17 protein-coding genes are annotated in these 18,743 nt (G+C 69.6%); 6 read left to right on the forward strand and 11 right to left on the reverse strand.

From position 1 onward, the window contains the following. Window position 1: 1 nt before the first annotated feature. The 3 genes from KBX71_RS02590 to KBX71_RS02600 all read right to left on the reverse strand — a co-directional run bounded on the left by KBX71_RS02590 (window position 2) and on the right by KBX71_RS02600 (window position 3,128). Window positions 2-817, reverse strand: coding sequence for a carbohydrate ABC transporter permease (locus KBX71_RS02590; RefSeq protein ID WP_210816333.1), 816 nt, complete (start codon window positions 815-817; stop codon window positions 2-4). Beyond that, window positions 814-1,695, reverse strand: a complete 882-nt coding sequence (locus KBX71_RS02595; RefSeq protein WP_231396207.1) for a carbohydrate ABC transporter permease — start codon at window positions 1,693-1,695, stop codon at window positions 814-816. Before KBX71_RS02595 ends, KBX71_RS02590 begins: the two co-directional genes overlap by 4 nt. A gap of 146 nt (window positions 1,696-1,841) precedes the next feature. Beyond that, complete coding sequence (locus tag KBX71_RS02600) at window positions 1,842-3,128, reverse strand: sugar ABC transporter substrate-binding protein (RefSeq protein ID WP_307846930.1); 1,287 nt, start codon at window positions 3,126-3,128, stop codon at window positions 1,842-1,844. Between the two features lie 136 nt (window positions 3,129-3,264). Here KBX71_RS02600 and KBX71_RS02605 point away from each other — a divergent pair, with 136 nt between their 5' ends. Next, window positions 3,265-4,038: a FadR/GntR family transcriptional regulator gene (locus KBX71_RS02605; RefSeq protein WP_210816334.1), complete on the forward strand. Its 774-nt coding sequence runs from the start codon at window positions 3,265-3,267 to the stop codon at window positions 4,036-4,038. 18 nt (window positions 4,039-4,056) lie between these two features. Here the strand turns inward: KBX71_RS02605 and KBX71_RS02610 are convergent, their stop codons facing one another. Further along, window positions 4,057-5,031, reverse strand: a complete 975-nt coding sequence (locus tag KBX71_RS02610) for a metallophosphoesterase (protein ID WP_247682837.1) — start codon at window positions 5,029-5,031, stop codon at window positions 4,057-4,059. A 312-nt stretch (window positions 5,032-5,343) separates the two neighbouring features. Between KBX71_RS02610 and KBX71_RS02615 the strand changes: the two genes are divergently transcribed. Next, window positions 5,344-8,601, forward strand: a complete 3,258-nt coding sequence (locus KBX71_RS02615) for a glycoside hydrolase family 97 catalytic domain-containing protein (protein ID WP_210816335.1) — start codon at window positions 5,344-5,346, stop codon at window positions 8,599-8,601. Between the two features lie 76 nt (window positions 8,602-8,677). Here the strand turns inward: KBX71_RS02615 and KBX71_RS02620 are convergent, their stop codons facing one another. The 6 genes from KBX71_RS02620 to KBX71_RS02645 form a co-directional block, all read right to left on the reverse strand. Then, window positions 8,678-9,133: a DUF6069 family protein gene (locus KBX71_RS02620; protein WP_210816336.1), complete on the reverse strand. Its 456-nt coding sequence runs from the start codon at window positions 9,131-9,133 to the stop codon at window positions 8,678-8,680. Between the two features lie 132 nt (window positions 9,134-9,265). Beyond that, window positions 9,266-10,264, reverse strand: coding sequence for an RNA polymerase subunit sigma-70 (locus KBX71_RS02625; RefSeq protein WP_210816337.1), 999 nt, complete (start codon window positions 10,262-10,264; stop codon window positions 9,266-9,268). A 232-nt stretch (window positions 10,265-10,496) separates the two neighbouring features. After that, window positions 10,497-11,828 carry a carbohydrate-binding domain-containing protein gene (locus KBX71_RS02630; protein WP_307846931.1) on the reverse strand — a complete coding sequence of 444 codons (1,332 nt, stop codon included), beginning with the start codon at window positions 11,826-11,828 and terminating at the stop codon, window positions 10,497-10,499. A gap of 177 nt (window positions 11,829-12,005) precedes the next feature. Further along, on the reverse strand, window positions 12,006-12,917 hold the full coding sequence (locus tag KBX71_RS02635) for a hypothetical protein (RefSeq protein WP_210816339.1): 912 nt from the start codon (window positions 12,915-12,917) through the stop codon (window positions 12,006-12,008). 12 nt (window positions 12,918-12,929) lie between these two features. Beyond that, window positions 12,930-13,718: an SDR family NAD(P)-dependent oxidoreductase gene (locus tag KBX71_RS02640; RefSeq protein WP_210816340.1), complete on the reverse strand. Its 789-nt coding sequence runs from the start codon at window positions 13,716-13,718 to the stop codon at window positions 12,930-12,932. Next, on the reverse strand, window positions 13,718-14,557 hold the full coding sequence (locus KBX71_RS02645) for a fumarylacetoacetate hydrolase family protein (RefSeq protein WP_210816341.1): 840 nt from the start codon (window positions 14,555-14,557) through the stop codon (window positions 13,718-13,720). Before KBX71_RS02645 ends, KBX71_RS02640 begins: the two co-directional genes overlap by 1 nt. 112 nt (window positions 14,558-14,669) lie before the next feature. Between KBX71_RS02645 and KBX71_RS02650 the strand changes: the two genes are divergently transcribed. From KBX71_RS02650 to KBX71_RS02665, 4 genes are read left to right on the forward strand one after another with little or no spacing between them, the layout of a single operon-like run. Then, complete coding sequence (locus KBX71_RS02650) at window positions 14,670-15,389, forward strand: GntR family transcriptional regulator (RefSeq protein ID WP_210816342.1); 720 nt, start codon at window positions 14,670-14,672, stop codon at window positions 15,387-15,389. Window positions 15,390-15,417: 28 nt separating this feature from the next. Further along, window positions 15,418-16,128: a (Fe-S)-binding protein gene (locus tag KBX71_RS02655; protein ID WP_210816343.1), complete on the forward strand. Its 711-nt coding sequence runs from the start codon at window positions 15,418-15,420 to the stop codon at window positions 16,126-16,128. After that, on the forward strand, window positions 16,125-17,570 hold the full coding sequence (locus tag KBX71_RS02660) for a LutB/LldF family L-lactate oxidation iron-sulfur protein (RefSeq protein WP_196926132.1): 1,446 nt from the start codon (window positions 16,125-16,127) through the stop codon (window positions 17,568-17,570). Before KBX71_RS02655 ends, KBX71_RS02660 begins: the two co-directional genes overlap by 4 nt. Next, window positions 17,567-18,181: an LUD domain-containing protein gene (locus KBX71_RS02665; protein ID WP_307846932.1), complete on the forward strand. Its 615-nt coding sequence runs from the start codon at window positions 17,567-17,569 to the stop codon at window positions 18,179-18,181. The genes KBX71_RS02660 and KBX71_RS02665 overlap by 4 nt, the downstream gene beginning before the upstream one ends. On the opposite strand, the gene KBX71_RS02670 is transcribed toward KBX71_RS02665, so the two are convergent. Next, window positions 18,170-18,685, reverse strand: a complete 516-nt coding sequence (locus tag KBX71_RS02670; RefSeq protein ID WP_210816345.1) for a signal peptidase II — start codon at window positions 18,683-18,685, stop codon at window positions 18,170-18,172. The two genes, KBX71_RS02665 and KBX71_RS02670, sit on opposite strands and share 12 nt — an antisense overlap. Window positions 18,686-18,743 lie beyond the last annotated feature (58 nt).

Below are 18,743 nucleotides of genomic sequence, written 5' to 3' on the forward strand. Positions count from 1 at the left end.
GTCAGCCCTTCGTGGCACCGGCGGTGAGGCCGGAGACGACGTACTTCTGCACGAACAGGGCGATCAGCATGATCGGCAGGGTGACCACTGTCGCGGCGGCCATCAGGCCGCCCCAGTCGATGCTGGCGTAGCCGACGAAGTCGAAGATCGCGACGGGGAGCGTCTTCGTGTCGGAGCCGGAGAGCACCAGGGCGAACATGAAGTTGTTCCAGGAGAAGATGAAGGAGAGGATGCCGGCGGTTGCGACGCCGGGCACCGACAGCGGCAGGGTGATCCGCCGGAACGCGCCGATGTGGGTCAGCCCGTCGACGAGCGCGGCCTCTTCCAACTCGGCCGGCAGCCCGTCGAAGTAGCCCATCATGATATAGACGATCAGCGGCAGCGACACGAACATGTGGCTGAGGATCAGCACTGTGAAGCCGCCGACCATCTTCAGGTTCGAGAAGACGTAGTACCAGGGCACCAGGAGCGAGACGCCGGGGATCACCCGGGCCATGAGCACGACGAGCGCGGACTTCTTCATGCTGAACCGGCTCATCGAGTACGCGGCGGGCACCCCGAGCAGGAGCGAGAGCGTGGTGGCCACGAACGCTACCCAGAGGCTGTTGCCGATGAACTCGAGATAGTTCGCCTGCTGGAGAACTGTCTCGTAGTTCTTCAGGCTGGGCGAGAAGACGAACGTCTTGGCCGTGTCGTAGATGTCCACGTTGGTCTTGAACGACGCGGCGATCATCCACAGCAGGGGCGCCATCAGCGCGAACACCACGACGAGGAGAGCCGAGTTGCGGAACACCCGGTACGGCTTGCTCGGCTTCATCGGCCCAGCCCCTTCTTGCGATACGTGAGGGCCCACATCACCCCGATGATGATCAGGAAGAAGATGATGAGGACTGTCGACGAGACGCCGTAGTCGTTGTAGTCGAAGCTGAGGCCGTACGCGTACACGTTGAGGGTCTCGACCTCGTGGAAGGAACCACCGCCGCGACCCTTCGTGGCGTAGAGGATGTCGAACGTCTTGAGCGCGTCGATGCCGCGCAGCAGGATGGCGACGATCACCGTGGGCATCAGCAGCGGCAGCGTGACGTGCCGGAACCGCTGCCAGCTGCTGGCGCCGTCGATCCGGGCGGCCTCCTGGGGCTCGTCGGAGAGCGAGGTGAGCCCGGCGAGCAGGATCAGCACGACCATCGGGGTCCACTGCCAGATGTCGATGAACATCGTCGTCGGCAGAGCCGAGTGCTGCCCGGCCAGCCAGGGCTGTGGGCCGATCCCGATCCAGCCGAGCAGCTGGTTCGCCATCCCGATGTTGGGGTCGAAGATCAGGCGCCACATCATGCCGACCGCCACCGGGGTGGCCACCAGCGGCAGGAGGATCGCGACGCGTACCCACTTCTCGCCGCGGAAGGGCCGCCACAGCAGCAGGGCGATCGCCATGCCGAGGACGACCTCGAAGAGCAGCACGACGCCTGTGAAGAGGACCGTGCGCCAGACCGCCGGCCAGAACCTGTCGGTGTCGGTGAGCACGTCGAGGTAGTTCTGGAAGCCGATGAACTCGGACTCGGCGCGTACCGAGCCCTCGGCGTCGGTCAGGCTCAGGTACCCGGTCCACGCCACCGGAAAGATGATCAGCACGGCGACGAACGCCATGGCGGGTGCCGCGAAGAGCCACTTGCGGTGCTCGTTGGCCCAACGCGACAAGGCCGACGTCGTATCCACTGACGCCGCGGGGGTCTCGGGCGAGTCGGTACGGGGGGTGAGAACGGCTGACATTGGGATCTCCGGGTTGGAGGGTCAGGTCCCGGCGAGGCGGCGGCACCCGCCGGCACCGCCGCCCAGCGCGTGGGTTACTTCGCCTCGTCGTCGAGGAACTTCTGGAACGCCGCGTTCGCCGTGTCCGCCGAGCTGGCGGCGTCCTTGCCGGTGATCGCGTCGACGATCGGCTGGCCGACGATCTCCCGCGCCTGGGCCACCTTGACCACCAGCGGACGGTCGTGCCCGACGCCGTTGGCGGTGCTGACCGTGTTGGCCTCGGCAAGGTCCTTCGGGTAGGAGGCGGTACCCGCCGGGTTCGCCCAGACCGAGGCGCGGGCACCGGGTACGCCGGCCGTCTGCTGCGCCAGCGCCTGCTCCTTGCCGGCGGCCCACTGGATGAACTTCCAGGCGTTGTCCTTGTTCTCCGAGCTGTCGTTCACGCCGAGCGCCCAGGACGGGATGTTGTACGGCTTCGATCCGGCCGGGCCGGCCGGGAAGGCGGCGAAGCCGACGGAGTCGACGACCTTGGACTTGGTCGGGTCGGTGGCGTTCTTGTAGAGCGAGTTGGCCTCGGTGTAGAAGGCGGCCTTGCCCTGCGTGAAGATCGCCATCGCCTCCGACCAGCTCATGTCGGTGCTGATGTTCTCCGGGCCGTGGTCCCTGAGCAGCCCGCCGTAGTAGGCGTACGCCTGCTTGGCCTGCTCGGTGTTGACTGTGGCCTTTCCGCTGGAGTCCACGAAGTCGCCGCCGAAGCTGAAGAGGAAGCTGGAGAACTGCGTGACGGCGGCGGCCTTGCCGGTGCGCGCGACGAAGCCGGCGACGCCCGGGTTGTCGGCCTCGATCTTCGCGGCCTGTGCCTTGAGTTCGTCGAGGGTCTTGGGCGGCGCGGTGAAGCCGGACTTCGTCAGCAGGTCCTTGCGGTAGTAGAGGACCTCCTGCTCGGTGATGATCGGCAGCCCGACGATGTTGTCCTCATAGGTCGTCGCCTGCATCGGCCCGGCCTGGAAGTCGCCGATCTCGAAGGCGCTGTCGGACTTGACCCTCTCGCTCAGGTCGGCGAGGTACTTGTTCTTGGCGAACAGCTTCCCCTCCTGCAGGGGCCGGTACATCATCACGTCGAGGTCGTCGGACCCGGCGTTCAGCTTGACGTTGTACTGGTCGGAGAGCTGGTCCTCACCGAGCTGGGTGACGTCGACAGTGAGGCCGGACTGCTTCTCGAACTCCGGCAGGGCCTTCCTGATGTTCTCGGTCCACACGTGGTTGACAAGTGTCACGCGAACGGTCTTGGAGTCCTCGCCGCTGCCGTCGCCGCCGCAGGCGGCCAGGCTCATGGCGGTGACCACGGCCAGAGAAGTGCCGATTATCGATCGACGTCGCACGCTTGTCTCTCCTTCTGTCGTGGCCGCCGCCCCCCGAGGGAGCCGCTACCTCGGCGTTACATCCGCTTAACATCGGGATGCTAGGCCGATAAAGCCGACTACCTCAAGAGGTACATACAAATGATATGATCTTTGGGTGGAACCGTCCTCAACAGAGGTTGCAGCCGTTCCGGCCCTCCCCGCCGAGTCCGGGCTGCACGCGCGCGTCCTCGAACACCTCGGCACCGCCATCTGCGGCGGAGAGCTGGCACCCGGATCGGTCCTCAACATCGACGAGCTGGTCGACAGGTACGCCGTGTCCCGCTCGGTCGTCCGCGAGGTGTTGCGGGTGCTGGCCTCGATGGGATTCATCGAGGCGCGCCGACGGGTGGGAGTGATGATCCGACCGGCGAGTGCGTGGAACGTCTTCGACCCGCAGGTGATCCGCTGGCGTCTCGCCTCGGCCGGCCGGATGGCCCAGCTCCGCTCGATCACCGAGCTACGCACCGCCGTCGAGCCGCACGCGGCCTTCCTGGCCGCCAGCCGGATCGGCCGTGACGAGGCGAGCGACCTCGTCGGGCTGGCGGCGAAGATGTGGGCCGCCGGCGAGGCCGGCGACGAGGAGCGCTTCCTGCACCTCGACATCGAGTTTCACAGGCGCGTCCTGCTAGCCTCCGGCAACGAGATGTTCGTCCGGCTGCAGGAGCTGGTCGCGGAGGTGCTCACCGGCCGGCACAAGCACCACCTCATGCCGCACCACCCTCATCAGCAGGCCCTCCAGATGCACGCCGACGTCGCCCAGGCGATCCAGCGGCGCGACGGTGATCGTGCCCGGCAGGCCATGGTGCAGCTGATGGAACAGGCCTTCGACGAGATGAAGTCACTGTGGGAGCAGACCGGTGAGCCCGACCGCGGGGCGACCACTCGCTGACCTGGCGCCTCGATCGCCTCAGCGGACCACGCCGATGCCCGTGAACGACCTGTCGTACTGGGTGAACGACTGGTTGTTGTACGGGGCGTAGATCCAGGTCCGCAGCGAGTTGGCGGCGGTGTCGACCTCGACCAGGCGTACCGGGTTGGTGCTGTTGGAGTGGAACGTCTGGAGGAACGAGTAGATCCTGTTTCCGTTGACCCCGGTGTCGACCCGGTTGGCGGCGATGCCCGTGTGACCGGAGAAGACGAACCGGATGTTGGCGTACCGCTTGACCAGGTTGTCGAAGAGGTACTGCGGGCTCGTCGCGCCGTACCCGGCACTCTGCTCGATGTTGCCGCTGCCGTCGATGTAGTCGTGGGTGACCACGATGACGTTGTGCCGGGGGTTGGCGGCGACGACGCTCCTGGCCCAGTTCACGGCCGCTACCCGGGGCCAGAGTTCCAGGGTCAGCACCATCCACTGCACGCCACCGGCCGTGAAGGTGGAGTACGAGTTGTCGACCTTGCCGGTCTCGAACTGCCCCCTGACCGCGCGGTACCGGCTCACGGTGAAGTACTGGTTGAACACGCTGGTGTCGCGGATGAGCTCGCGGGTGCGGGCGGGGTCTCGGGGGGCGCCACCGACGCCGGCCGCCTGGGTGTCGTGGTTGCCGAGAGCCAGCGCGTACGGGATGGCGGCGTTCTCGATCGGCCGCATCGCGTTGCGGGCGATGACGTACTGCGCGTGGTCCGGGGTGTCCCAGTTGACCACGTCACCGGAGGAGGTCACGTAGCGCAGGTCCAGCGCGGAACGGTTCTGCACCAGCCAGTTGGTGCGGTTGCGGAACCGGGTGTCCGAGCTGTTGAGCACCTCCTGTTGGGTGTCCGGCAGGACGGCGAAGCTGAACTTCGTGTCGGTGGTGCCCGCGGTCTCCATCCGCGCCTCGGCGGCGCTCGCCGTGCTGCCGGCGAACGCTCCCCCCGCGCTGACGACCACGGTCGCCACGGCCATCGCAACGATCCTTGACCCTGATCTCCTGATTCGCACCGCTGATCCTCCTTTGACGACGTACACCCAGAAGCTGGGCATTCGTAGCCTAGGAGGAATGGGCACGACACAGGTGAATACCTCGCAGCAATCCTGCGGCACGGTCGAGGTGGAGAGCGAGCCGGGCCGAGGCACGCTCTTCACCATCCGGCTATCGGGTGCAACGACCACCCGATGACCGGAGCATGATCATTCGGATCTAGGGTCCCCAGGTATTGCGGCCGGATCACGGCCACGGGCAAGGATGGGGACAGACGTGCACAAGCTGGTCGAGGGTTGACACGGAGATTGGGCCTGCTGGTGACAGCGGCGCTCGCGATCTCATCCGGGCTGCTCGGGGCACCTGCGCACGCCGCCGAACCGGTGGTCGCCGCGCTGGACGGCGGGCCGACCGTCCGCTCTCCCGACGGGACGTTGGGCGTCGCCGTGAGCGATGACGGTGGACGGCTCGCGTACAGCGTGACCAACCGCGGGAAGACGATCGTCGGCGCCTCCGGTCTCGGCCTCGACCTCGCCGGACGCCCCAGCCTCACCGAGGCGATGAGCGTGGTCTCTGTGCAACGCCGCACCATCGACGAGACGTGGAAGCCGCTCTGGGGCACGGACGGCACCGTCCGCGACCACGCTCGTGAACTCACGGTCCACGCCGTGCAGGCGGGCACGGGCTTCCGCCTGGACGTCGTTGTACGGGTCTTCGACGACGGCGTCGGCATCCGCTACCACATCCCGGCCCAGCCAGGGCTCGACGACTACACGGTGACCGCCGAGCGCACCGAGTTCACCCTGGACCCGGCGGCGCGAAGCTGGTCCATCGCCGCCGGCAAGGACTGGAACGCCGACGAGCAGCACTACCGCGACCAGCCCCTGTCGACGGTGCCGACGGCGCAGACCCCCATCACTGTGTCGTCCGGGAAGACGTACCTGGTGATGCACGAGGCCGATCTCACCGACTACCCGAGCATGACGCTGAAGGCGGTGCCGGGTCAGCCGGGACGGTTCTCCAGCGAACTGATCAGCCTGCCGGACGGCACGAAGGCGAAGCTGCGCGGAGACTTCTCCACCCCGTGGCGCACCCTGACCATCGGCGAACGACCCGGCGACCTGGCTGAGTCCCACCTCATCGAAAACCTCAACGACCCGTGCGCGATCTGCGCCGACGACACGTCGTGGATCAAGCCGGCCAGCTACGTCGGCGTGTGGTGGGAGCTACAGCGCCGGCAGACCACCTGGACGTACGGCCCGACCCACGGCGCCACCACGGCTCGCCTCAAGCAGTACATCGACCTGGCCAAGCAGGCCGGCGCCAAGTTCGTGCTGGCCGAGGGCTGGAACACGAACGCCGGTGGCAACTGGACGAACCAGGACTTCCTCACCCCGCAGCCCGACTTCGACCTGCCGGCAGTGCTCGACTACGCCAAGCAGAACGGCGTCGAGTACATCGCGCACAACGAAACCCGCGGCGATGTGGACTACTACGACCAGCACCTTGAGGAGATCTTCTCCCGGTACGAGGCGCTCGGCATCCACGCGATCAAGACCGGTTACGCCACCAAGTTCCTGCTGGGCGGGGTCAACCGCAGCCACTTCGACCACGAGGCGGTCCGCCACTACCAGCGGGTGATCGACGCCGCGGCCCGGCACCAGATCACGATCAACGCCCACGAGTCGATCAAGCCGACCGGGCTGGCCCGCACCTACCCCAACATGATGAGCGGCGAAGGCGTCGCCGGCATGGAGCAGCAGAACTACAAGGGCGCGAACGGCAACCCACCGGCGCAGGCGACCATCCTGCCGTTCACCCGATTCATGGGCGGCCCGGCCGACTACACCCCCGGCGTGCTGAACGTGACCTGGGACCCGGCCAAGCTCGGCACCCGCGTCCAGACCACGTCCACCGCCCAGCTGGCACTCTCCACGATCTTCTACAGCCCGCTGCAGATGCTCGCGGACACCCCGGAGAACTACGCCGCGCACCCCGGCTTCGCGTACCTGAAGGATCTGCCCACCACCTGGGACGAGAGCCGAGTGCTCGACAGCGTCATTGGCGACTACACCACGACGGCCCGCCGGCACGGCGACACCTGGTACGTCGGTGCCATCACCGACGAGAACGACAGGACCCTCACGATGCCGATGTCGTTCCTGTCCCGCGGCTCGTACGTGGCGGAGATCTACGCCGACGCCGCCGAGACGACCTGGCGCGGAAACCCACTGCCCGTCGAGATCCGCAAGGTCCTCGTGCGACCATCGACGGATCTCAGCATGTCGCTGGTCGCCGGCGGCGGCCAGGCGGTCCGGATCCGGCCCGCCTCCGACGAGGACGTGCGGGACCTCGACTGGTATGCCGCGCCGCGTGCGAAGGTCGGCGCCGCCGAGGCGACGTTGGACGAGACCACCCAGCGGCTGACCGTGACCGCGCCGCTCACCAACACCGGAAGTACCGTGGCGGCCCTCCCCGCTCAGCTGATCGTCGACGGTCGCGCCGTCGGCGAGACCCGGACCGTCCGCGTCGCCGGAGGCGCGAGCACCACCGTCGAGCTGACTCTGCCGGCGACCCAGGTTCCCGACCAGGACTTCAAGGTTGCCGTCGGCGCCCCGACCGGCGAGCACGGCAAGCAGGTCCGGGTGCCGCAGACCCGTTCCATGCAGCGGCTCCTCCAACAGCTGCACAGGTCCGACGACGTGACCCCGGCGGCGCTCGACACGTTGCAGCAGCGGGCGACCCAGGCCGAGGCCGAGCTGAGCAGCGGCGACGTGACCGGGCGACTGCGCGCGCTGCAGAACCTGCGCCTGGATCTCTATCGTCAGCCGCTGACGGAGGTGACAGTGACGGCGCGCACCGCGATCGACGACCTGCTCAGCGTTCGACTCGGGCCTCCGCGCGGGATGCTCTCCATCGCGAGGAACGTGCGACTGGCCGCGGACCTGCGAAGCATCGACCCCGCGCTGTCCAGGCGGCTGCTGGGCGAGATCGCCACCGCGACCCGGTCCGCGTCGGCGAACGACACCGCCTCGATGCGGGACGCTCTCGACCGGTTCGGTGCCCTCGTGACCGCCGCTCCGGCGGGACAGATCACCCCGGAGGTGGCGGCGACGCTGCTCGCCTCCACGGCCGCGCTCACCGCCGGGCCGAACACCCTCCAGGCGGAGGCCGCGCAACTGCTCGGTGAGGCCTGCCTGCGAACCAACCACGCCGGATACACCGGCAGCGGCTTCGTGGCCTGCCTCAAGACCCAGAACAGCGGGGTACGGTTCACCGCCCCGGTCTCCGGCGACGGCGACTACCTGGTCCGGCTGCGGTACGGCAACGCCATGGGCGCCACCCAGACGATGACCCTGCGCAGCGGAACGGCATCGGTGCAGGTCCAGATGCCGACCCTTCCGACCTGGCCGACCTGGTCGGAGCAGACCGTCAAGCTCCCGATCGCCCGGGGCGACTCGGTCGACCTCGTCTTCGGCCCCACCGACAACGGCAACGTCAACGTCGACGCCATCACCCTCGAACCAGACCTGGGGGTCGTCACCCGGTCATAGTTTTCCCAGGAGGGCCGGCCCGTCGGGCCGGCCCTCCTGCCGTTTCGGTGGGCGCAACCGCCAGCCCGAAGTGTCGTCAGTCGGTCCGGGTACGCAGGCTCCGAGCCAGGACGGGGATCATCACCGCTGCGGCGACGAGGTGCAGCCCGACGAGGGCGGTGCTGGTGGCGATGGTCGCCCCGGAGATGAGGGGCGGGACCAGTGAGAGCGCGGTCAGCGCCACAGCGGTCCACACGAACCGGGCGGCCGGCCGAGCGCTCCACCGGAGCAGAGCCACGGCGATGACGACGCCCACGACCGAGAAGAAGCCGGTCACCACTGCGATCCCCGACAACGGAATCGTCTCGCCACCATCGGGGATCTCGAAGTCGACGCCAACGGCCCGGGCCAGCGCGGCGGCGAGGGTGGTGGTCACCATCGCCGCGAGCGTGGCGATCAAACCGGTGCCGGCGAGCCCACGGACTCGGTGGGTGTGGCCAGGTTGGCCCGATGCCGGGCCGGCGACGATCTCGGTGTCCTTCGTGCTGTTCATGTCGTCTCCCTCATCTCGAGGCTGGCGTACCGGATGTGTTGACTGGCATGTGCCGGCCCGGGGCGTGACGACACGCACCCTCGCGGTGCGGCGGCCGGGGTTGCGCAGCGCGCGGACGCCGGTGCCGCGGGACTACTCCGTGCCGTCCGCCGGCAGGCGCTCCGGCAGCCCGAGCCGCGGGAACTGGTCGTCGTGGAAGATGAAGACCTCGGTGATCGCGCCGTCGGTGATGCGCAGAACGTCGAGCGTCAGCGGCAGGTACGCGCCCTCCTGCTCCCGCCAGTGGTAGAAGGCGACGGCGGGCTGCCGGTTCACCGAGGTGGGGACCGCGCGCAGGCCCGTCATGCCGTCGAAGCCATCCTCGACCCAGCTGTTCACCACCGCGTCGCGGCCGACGTACAGGCCCGGCGTGGGCGGCATCGAGTAGCGGACGTCGTCGCGCAGCATGCCAGCGAGCGCGTCGACGTTCGTGGCCACGCTGGCGTCGGTGAAGCGGCGCACCAGCTCGCGCGTCCCGGCGTCCTCTTCGCCGCCGGTCCAGTCCTGCCGTTCGGCGGGCAGGTGCTCCCGCATGCCGGCACGAGCCCGCTGCAGAGCACTGTTGACCGAGTTGACCGAGTCTCCGAGCAGTTCCGCGACGTCCTTCGCCGGCCAGCCGAGCACGTCCCGCAGGATCAGCACGGCCCGCGGGCGCGGCGCGAGGTGCTGCACAGCGACCAGGTACGCCAGCTCGATCGTCTCCCGCGCGACGGCCAGGGTCTCCGGCTCGTCCGCGTCGCCAGCGGGCAGTTCGTCGAGCAGCCGGTCCGGGTAGGGCTGCAACCACAGCACCTCGCCGCCGGTCGCCGGCTCCGGGCGGCGCTTGGCGAGCAGGTCCAGGCAGGCGTTGGTGGCGATCCGGTACAGCCAGGCCCGGAACGTCGACCGCCCCTCGAACGTCTCCCGCCGCCGCCAGGCCCGCAGGAACGTCTCCTGCACGGTGTCCTCGGCGTCCTCGAACGACCCGAGCATCCGGTAGCAGTGCACGTGCAGCTCCCGTCGGTGCCCCTGCGCCAACCCCGAGAACGCCGGCTCGTCGACCTCGCCCAGACCGCTCACGCCCAGCTCCTCCAGCCGCGTGTCCGCACTCATCACGTCATCCTTCCGCCTCGTCATGTCCTGTCGTAGGTATGACGGGCGCGGACGCGACGACTCATCACCCGGGTCTGATCGAGGTGGTGAGTGGTGCTGGGATCACCAACCCGCACGGTCGTCGTCGTGGGGCGGACGCCCCGACCAGCGTGATGACTCACGGGCGTCATGATGCCCGTGAGTCATCACGCTCGCGGGCGCATCCGCCGCTCGGCGGAGCGCCACCTCAGCGTCAGCGGACCACCCCGAGCCCTGTGAAGGACCTGTCGTACTCGGTGAACGACTGGTTGTTGTACGGGGCGTAGATCCAGGTCCGCAGCGAGTTGGCGGCGGTGTCGACCTCGACCAGGCGTACCGGGTTGGTGCTGTTGGAGTGGAACGTCTGGAGGAACGAGTAGATCCTGTTTCCGTTGACCCCGGTGTCGACCCGGTTGGCGGCGATGCCCGTGTGACCGGAGAAGACGAACCGGATGTTGGCGTACCGCTTGACCAGGTTGTCGAAGAGGTACTGCGGGCTCGTCGCGCCGTACCCGGCACTCTGCTCGATGTTGCCGCTGCCGTCGATGTAGTCGTGGGTGACCACGATGACGTTGTGCCGGGGGTTGGCGGCGACGACGCTCCTGGCCCAGTTCACGGCCGCTACCCGGGGCCAGAGTTCCAGGGTCAGCACCATCCACTGGACCCCGCCGGCCGTGAAGGTGGAGTACGAGTTGTCGACCTTGCCGGTCTCGAACTGGCCCTTCACCGCGCCGTACTGGCCAGCGGTGAAGTACCGGTTGAAGACGGTGGTGTCGCGGACGAGTTCCCGGGTGTGGGCGGGGTCCCGGGCGGAACCACCCTCGCCGGTCGCCTGGGTGTCATGGTTGCCGATCGCCAGCGAGTACGGGAGGCCAGCGGTCTCGATCGGACGCATCGCGTCGCGGGCGATGACGTACTGGGAGTGGTCGGGGGTGTCCCAGTTGACCACGTCACCCGAGTGCGTCACGTAGCGCAGGTCCAGCGCGGAACGGTTCTGCACCAGCCAGTTGGTGCGGTTGCGGAACCGGGTGTCCGAGCTGTTGAGCACCTCCTGCTGGGTGTCCGGCAGGACGGCGAAGCTGAACTTCGTGTCGGTGGCGCTCGCGGTTTCCATCCGCGCGTAGGCGATGTGGACGTTGCGGTCGCAGGGGTCGGCCCGGAAGTCGTTGATGAGCTGGATTCGCACGGTGTGCTGCCCGCCGCCGACCGCCGCGCCGACCGGGTACGTGCCGTAGCTGGTCGCGCTGACGATGGCGGTCTGGCCGACGGCGACACCGTCGACCGTCACAAGGACAGTCGGCCAGCCCTGGCAGTTGTCCCCGATGGCTCCGATCAGCACACGCCCGGAGCCGCTGATGCTGGTGGTGGCGTAGCTGGAGTTGCCCCAGAGCGAGGCGTGTGTGCCGGAGGAAGGCACTGGGGTGCCGGTCGCCGTACGGATCGCCCCGTCCACGACTGTGAACTGGGAGGGCTCGGCAGCGCTCGCCGTACCCCCGGTGAGTGTTCCGCCAGCCACCGCGACCATCAGCGCCGCGGCCGTCGCCACGAACCTGGACCTGGATCTCCTGATGCGCACTGCTGATCCTCCCTTGCCGACATCTGCCCACAAGCTGGGCATTCGCAGCGTAGAGAGGATCGGGACGACGCATGTGAATGCTTCGAGACCAGCCTGAGTACCCGAGCTGTACGTTCCGTTCTGCACGGCCCGGGACGCGGCGCGGTCCTACCGGGCGGTGCCGCCACCCGATCGATTCGCGCCGGCGGCGGAGGGCCGGTGCGCGATGCGGGGTGCCCGCACGGCTGAGGCGTTGCCCGACCCCGGGCGGTAGTCCCGTGCCGCGCTGGCCACCATCTCGTCGGCATCGCGGGCGAGCGCCTGCCGGATGCGCGGCGGAACGAACTCGGACGTCGCCATCGCCATGCGAACCTGCACCGCGCGGTCGTCGACCAGGCGGGTCAGGTCCGCCTCGCTCAGCTCGACGGCCCGCACGAGCGCGGCACGGACGTCGACCACCGGGTCCGCGGCGAGCGCGCTGCGCTGCTCGGCGGTGGTCCGCGGGTTGCGGGCAACCCCCTTGCGTACGCGAGCGGTGCGATCGGCCAGCAGGGCGGTGATCACGTCGGGGTCGTGGGTGTGGGTGGCGAGTCGTTCCCGTACCTCGGGTGAGACGTCGTCGATCAGCCTGGCGGCCAGCTCCGGCTCCAGCTCCCGACTCTCCGCGAGGAGACCACGAAGCTCCTTGTCCGAGGTCTCCGACATGACCTGGCGGATCGACTCGTCACAGGCCGGGTTGCCGGCGACCGCCCAGCGGACCCACCGGTCGGCGTCCTTGACCAGGCGCATCAGGTTGGCGATCGAGGTGGAGGGGTTCCTCGCCACGGCCTCACGGACCTGACGATCGTGGTCGCGGGTCAGGGGGCGCAGGGCCTGCGCGGGGGCGTCGGCCCGAGCGGCGACCGCCTTGCGGACCAGGGCCGAGGGGTCGGAGGCCAGGTCGATAAGGGTCATTTGTGGCGTTGTGGGGTCCTGTGCGAGGGCGAGCCGAGCGTCATCGCCGCCACCGATCGGACGGTGGGCGGTGGTGCCGGACTCGCTGTGACTGTCGGCCGCGCCGACGTCCTGCTGTTTCCCCATGGCGCAATCATGTCACGCGCCCGGTTCGCCAGGATCGGCCGCGGGCGGGACCCGGGCGGGTAGGCGCAGGCCGGACATGCCGCCGTCCACCGGCAGCGACGAACCGGTCACCGACCTGGTCGCGGGCGACGCGAGGTAGACGACGGCGGCGGCCACCTCGTCGGCGGTCACCAGGCGGCCGGTCGGCTGCCGAGACGCCAACTGCCGCTTCTCCGCCGTCGGGTCGGCCGCGCTGGCGAGCAGGCGGGCCACCCAGGGCGTGTCGACGGTGCCGGGGGCGACACAGTTGACCCGGACGCCCTCCGTCACCAGGTCGGCGGCCATGGCGAGGGTGAGGGCGTGCACGGCGCCCTTCGACGCCGAGTACAGGGCGCGTCGGGGCAGGCCGACGGTCGCCGCGATCGAGGAGATGTTGACGATCGCCGCGGACGACGACCGGCGCAGGTACGGCAGGGCGACGGCGCTGGTTCGGGCCACGCCGGAGACGTTGACGTCGAGCACCCTGCTCCACCGCTCGTCGTCGTCCTCCTCCACAGTGCCCACGGCCGAGATGCCTGCGTTGTTCACCAGGATGTCGATGCCGCCGAACGCCTGCGCGACCGAGGCGACGGCCGCGCTGAGGGAGGACCTGTCGGCCACGTCCGCCCGGACGCCGAGTACGCCGGAATGCTCCGGCAGACCGGCCAACTCCAGGTCCAGGACACCCACTCGGGCGCCGGCGGCGGTGAACGCCCGCACGCAGGCGAGACCGATCCCCGATCCGCCGCCGGTCACCACCGCCACGAGACCGTCACACCGCATCAGGCGTCCCGGAGCGGGTTGCGCTGCCGGCCGAGGCCGTCGATCTCGACCTCCATCACGTCGCCCGCGGTGAGGTACGGGAATCGGCCGGAGAGCGCCACTCCCTGCGGGGTGCCGGTGTTGATGACGTCGCCCGGGTCCAGGACTGTGAACTGGGACAGGTGCCAGACCAGGTACGCCACGTCGAAGATCATGTCTTTGGTGCTGGAGTCCTGGCGGGGCTCGCCGTTGACCCAGGAGCGCAGCCGCAGCGCCTGCGGGTCGCCGATCTCGTCGGCGGTGACCAGCCACGGGCCGAGCGGTTGGAACGTCTCGCAGGACTTGCCCTTCGACCACTGGCCGCCGGAGACGGCGAGTTGGAAGTCCCGTTCGGAGACGTCGTTGGAGAGCACGTACCCGGCGATGTGCCCGAGGGCGTCGGCCGGCGAGGCGAGGTAGCGGGCCGGTCGGTCGATCACCACCGCCAACTCGACCTCCCAGTCGGTCTTCGTCGATCCGCGCGGGATCAGGACCTCGTCGTACGGGCCGACGACGGTGTTGGGCGCCTTGTAGAAGATGATCGGGTCGGTGGGCGGCGTGGCACCCGACTCGGCGGCGTGCGCCGCGTAGTTCTGCCCCACGCAGAGCACCACCCCGGGCCGGGCGATCGGTGCGCCGACCCGCTGACCGCTGACGTCGATGTCGGGCAGGTCGGTGGCTTCGCGGGCCCGCCGGACGCCGTCGCCGGCGAGGAACTCGCCGTCGATGTCGGCGGTGAGCGACGAGAGGTCGAAGTGCCGACCGTCGACGTACAGCACGGGGCGTTCCCGCCCCACCGGCCCGACGCGCATGAATCTCACGAACCCGACCTCCAGTGCATAGGACGCAAAGCCCCTATTTCCTATAGGATGTTGCCTTGCTAGTGTGTACTCGCTCACACCGGCACAGTCAAGAGGTGGCTGAGGAGACGAGATGGCCCAGCAGGAACCTCGCGAGGGTCGGCTCCGTCCCGCCCGTCGGCTCACCCTCACCGAGGACGTCTACGAGTCGATAAAGACGCTGGTCATGGACCACATCCTTCCCCCCGGCGAGCGGGTCAACATCGACGCGCTCGCCCGGGAGCTGGACGTCTCCCCCACCCCGGTCCGCGAGGCCCTCGCCCGGCTGGAGGCCGACGGCCTGGTCCGTAAACGCCCGCTCTCCGGCTACACCACCACGCCGCTGCTGAGCCGCGCCGAGTTCGACGACCTGTTCGACGTCCGCCACCTGTTGGAGGGCGCCACCGCAGGACGGGCCGCCACGCACGCCTCCGCCGAAGCACGCCACCGGATCAGCGCCGAGGCGGCGGCGAGCATCGACGTGGAGGCCGGCGACGGATATCGCCGGCACGCCGCCTTCACCGCGCTGGACGCGAGATTCCACGACCTCATCGCCGAGGTGTCCGGCAGCCCACTGCTGCGGGACACCATCACGCGGCTGCACTCACACCTGCACCTGCACCGGCTGTACTTTCCGGTCGCCGGCGCCCCGGACACCAACACCGAGCACCAGCGCATCGCCGCCGCCATCGTCGCCGGCGACACGGCAGCCGCCACCGAGGCGATGCGCGCCCACCTCTGCGCCGCCCGGGAGCGCCACCTGCCCGCCTTCGACCAGCCGCCCACCCCCGGAACACCGCGCGACTCGGCGTGACCCACCCCCACACATCCGAGGAGCCGCCGTGCGGATCGCCCTCTTCATCACCTGCGTCAACGACCTCGCGTTCCCGGCCACCGGCATCGCGGTCACCCGCATCCTGCGGCGACTCGGCCACACCGTCGACTTCCCCGCCGACCAGACCTGCTGCGGGCAGATGCACGCCAACACGGGTTACCGGGCCGAGGCCATGCCGATGGTGCGCAACTACGTCGACGTCTTCGACTCCTACGACGCCATCGTCGCGCCGTCCGGGTCGTGCACCGCGATGATCCGCGACCAGTACCCGCGTCTGCACCCGCCCGCCACCTCGGTGGCCGCCCGCACGTACGAGCTGTCCGAGTTGCTCGTCGACGTTCTCGGCGTCACCGACGTCGGCGCCGAGTTCCCGGAGACTGTCACCTACCACCCCACCTGCCACGGTCTGCGCATGTTGCGCCTCGGCGACCGGCCACTGACCCTGCTGCGCCAGGTACGCGGGATCACGCTGGTCGAGCTGGGCGACGCCGAGGAGTGCTGTGGTTTCGGCGGCACGTTCGCCCTGAAGAACCCGGACGTCTCCACAGCGATGCTCACCGACAAGTGCGCCCGGGTCCGCGACACCGGCGCACGGGTGCTCGCCGCGGCCGACAACTCCTGCCTGGCGCACATCGGCGGCGGCCTCGACCGCCACCGGTCGGGCGTACGGGCGGTGCACTACGCCGAGATTCTCGCCGAGACGGGAGCCACCTCATGAGCCATCCGGTCGCACCCGCCACCGGGAGCGGGCGGATCCGCACGCCGCTGCCCTTCCCCACCGCCGCCAAGCCGGCCGTCGCCGACACGCAACTCCGGGCCAACCTGCACCGGGCCACCCGCACCATCCGCGCCAAGCGAGCGCGGGTGGTCGACGAGGTACCCGACTGGGAGGCCCTGCGGGACGCCGGCTCGGCGATCAAGGCGGACGTCCAACGTCGGTTGCCGGAGTTGCTGGAACAGTTCGAGGCGTCCGCCACCGCTGCCGGCGCCACAGTGCACTGGGCCCGCGACGCGGCCGAGGCGTGCCGGATCGTTGTCGCGTTGACCCGGGCCGCCGGGGCCGACGAGGTCGTGAAGGTCAAGTCGATGGCGACCCAGGAGATCGAACTCAACGAGGCGCTGGAGGCCGCCGGGATCGCCGCGTACGAGACCGATCTCGCGGAGCTGATCGTGCAGCTCGGCGAGGACACCCCCTCGCACATCCTGGTGCCGGCGATCCACTACAACCGGGCCCAGATCCGGGAGATCTTCCAGCGTCGCATGTCCGACGCGCCGGCCGACCTGAGCGACGAACCGGCCGCGCTGGCCGAGGCCGCCCGCGTCCACCTGCGACGACGTTTCCTCTCCGCCCGGGTCGCCGTCTCCGGCGCCAACTTCGCCGTCGCCGACACCGGCACCCTCGTGGTGGTGGAGTCCGAGGGCAACGGGCGCATGTGCCTCACCCTCCCCGAGACGCTGATCAGCGTCGTCGGCGTCGAGAAGCTGCTGCCGACCTTCACCGACCTGGAGGTCTTCCTGCAACTGCTGCCGCGATCCTCGACCGGCGAACGGATGAACCCGTACACCTCGATGTGGACCGGCGTCACCCCCGGCGACGGCCCGCAGGACGTGCACGTCGTCCTCGTCGACAATGGCCGGTCCGCGGTGCTCGCCGACCCGGTCGGGCGGCCCGCGCTGTCCTGCATCCGCTGCTCCGCGTGCCTCAACGTCTGCCCGGTGTACGAGCGGGCCGGCGGGCACGCGTACGGATCGGTGTACCCGGGGCCGATCGGCGCGATCCTGTCGCCGCAGCTGACCGGCGTGGCCGACAACGCCTCGCTGCCGTACGCGTCGACCCTCTGCGGCGCCTGCTACGACGTGTGCCCCGTGAAGATCAACATTCCGGAGATCCTGGTCCACCTCCGCCAGCAGGCACCGCACCCGCCGGCCGAACGGGCCACCATGCGCGTCCTGTCCTGGGTGATGCGCAGCCCCCGACGCTGGGCCGTCGCCCTGCGGCTGGCCCGGGCCGGTGCGGGGCCGCTCGGGGCGTACCGTGAGCGACGCACCGGCGCCCGGACGCTGCGGCGACTGCCCTGGCCCGCCTCGGCGTGGACCCGGTCGCGCGACCTGCCGCTGCCCGCGCCGCAGACCTTCCGGGAATGGTGGGGAAAGCAGTGAGCGCACGTGACGAGATCCTGGCGCGGCTCCGGACGGCCCTGGCCGACAGCCCGCCGCCGGTGCAGGTGCCCCGCGGGTACCGCCGGGTCGACGACCGACCCGACCTGATCGCAGCCCTCGTCGACCGCCTGGAGGACTACCGGGCGGTCGTCCACCACGGCATCGACGCCCTACCCCGGCTGCTCGGCGAGGTCGACCGGCTCGCCGTCCCCACTGACGTCCCCGCCGACTGGCTGGCCGGCTACGCCGGGCAGCTGCACCGCGACGCTCCCCCGCTGTCACCGGCCGCCCTCGACGACCTGGACGCGGTCCTGACCGGCTGCGCCGTCGCGGTCGCCGACACGGGGACGATCATCCTCGACGCCGGCCCGGCGCAGGGGCGGCGTGCGCTCACCCTGGTGCCCGACCGGCACATCTGCGTCGTCCGCACCGACCAGGTCGTCGGTCTGCTGCCGGAGGCGTTCACCCGACTGGACCCGCGCGCCCCGCTGACCTGGATCTCCGGCCCGTCCGCGACAAGCGACATCGAGCTCAACCGTGTCGAGGGAGTGCACGGGCCGCGCCGGCTGGAGGTCGTCCTGATCAGCCCGCCGGGCAGCTCAGGCGCCTGACGACGACACCTGCTCGTCGCTGCGGGTATCGCCCCGCCCGGCCGTCGCGCGCAGCGGAACGCCGCGCACGTTGAGCAGCATGACGATGCCCACGCCGACCACCAGGGCGATGTCGGCGACATTGCCGACGAAGAACCCGGCGTAGTCGATGAAGTCCACCACGTGCCCGCGAGCGAACCCCGGCTCCCGGAAGAGGCGGTCCAGCAGGTGCGTCGCCGCGCCGCCGAGCACCAGGCCCAACGCCACCGCCCAGGCGCGCGACGTGACCCGCCACGCCACGACAGTCACCGCGACCACCGCCGCCGCCGCGAACACCGCGAAGATCCAGGTGTACGCGGAGCCGATCGAGAAGGCGGCACCCGGGTTGTACACGAGTCGCAGTTGCAGCAGGTCACCGAGAACCGTGATGGTCTGCCCGCCGGAGAGCGCGGATTCGGCCCAGTACTTGGTGAGCTGGTCGGCGGCGAGCACCACGGCAGCGATCAACACGACGGCGCGGAACATCCCGGAACCCTAACTGGTCCGGGGTGACCGCAACACCGACGGTTGCTCCTGACCCACC

Source organism: Micromonospora sp. D93 (genome assembly GCF_018070365.1).
Lineage (GTDB): Bacteria > Actinomycetota > Actinomycetes > Mycobacteriales > Micromonosporaceae > Micromonospora > Micromonospora ureilytica.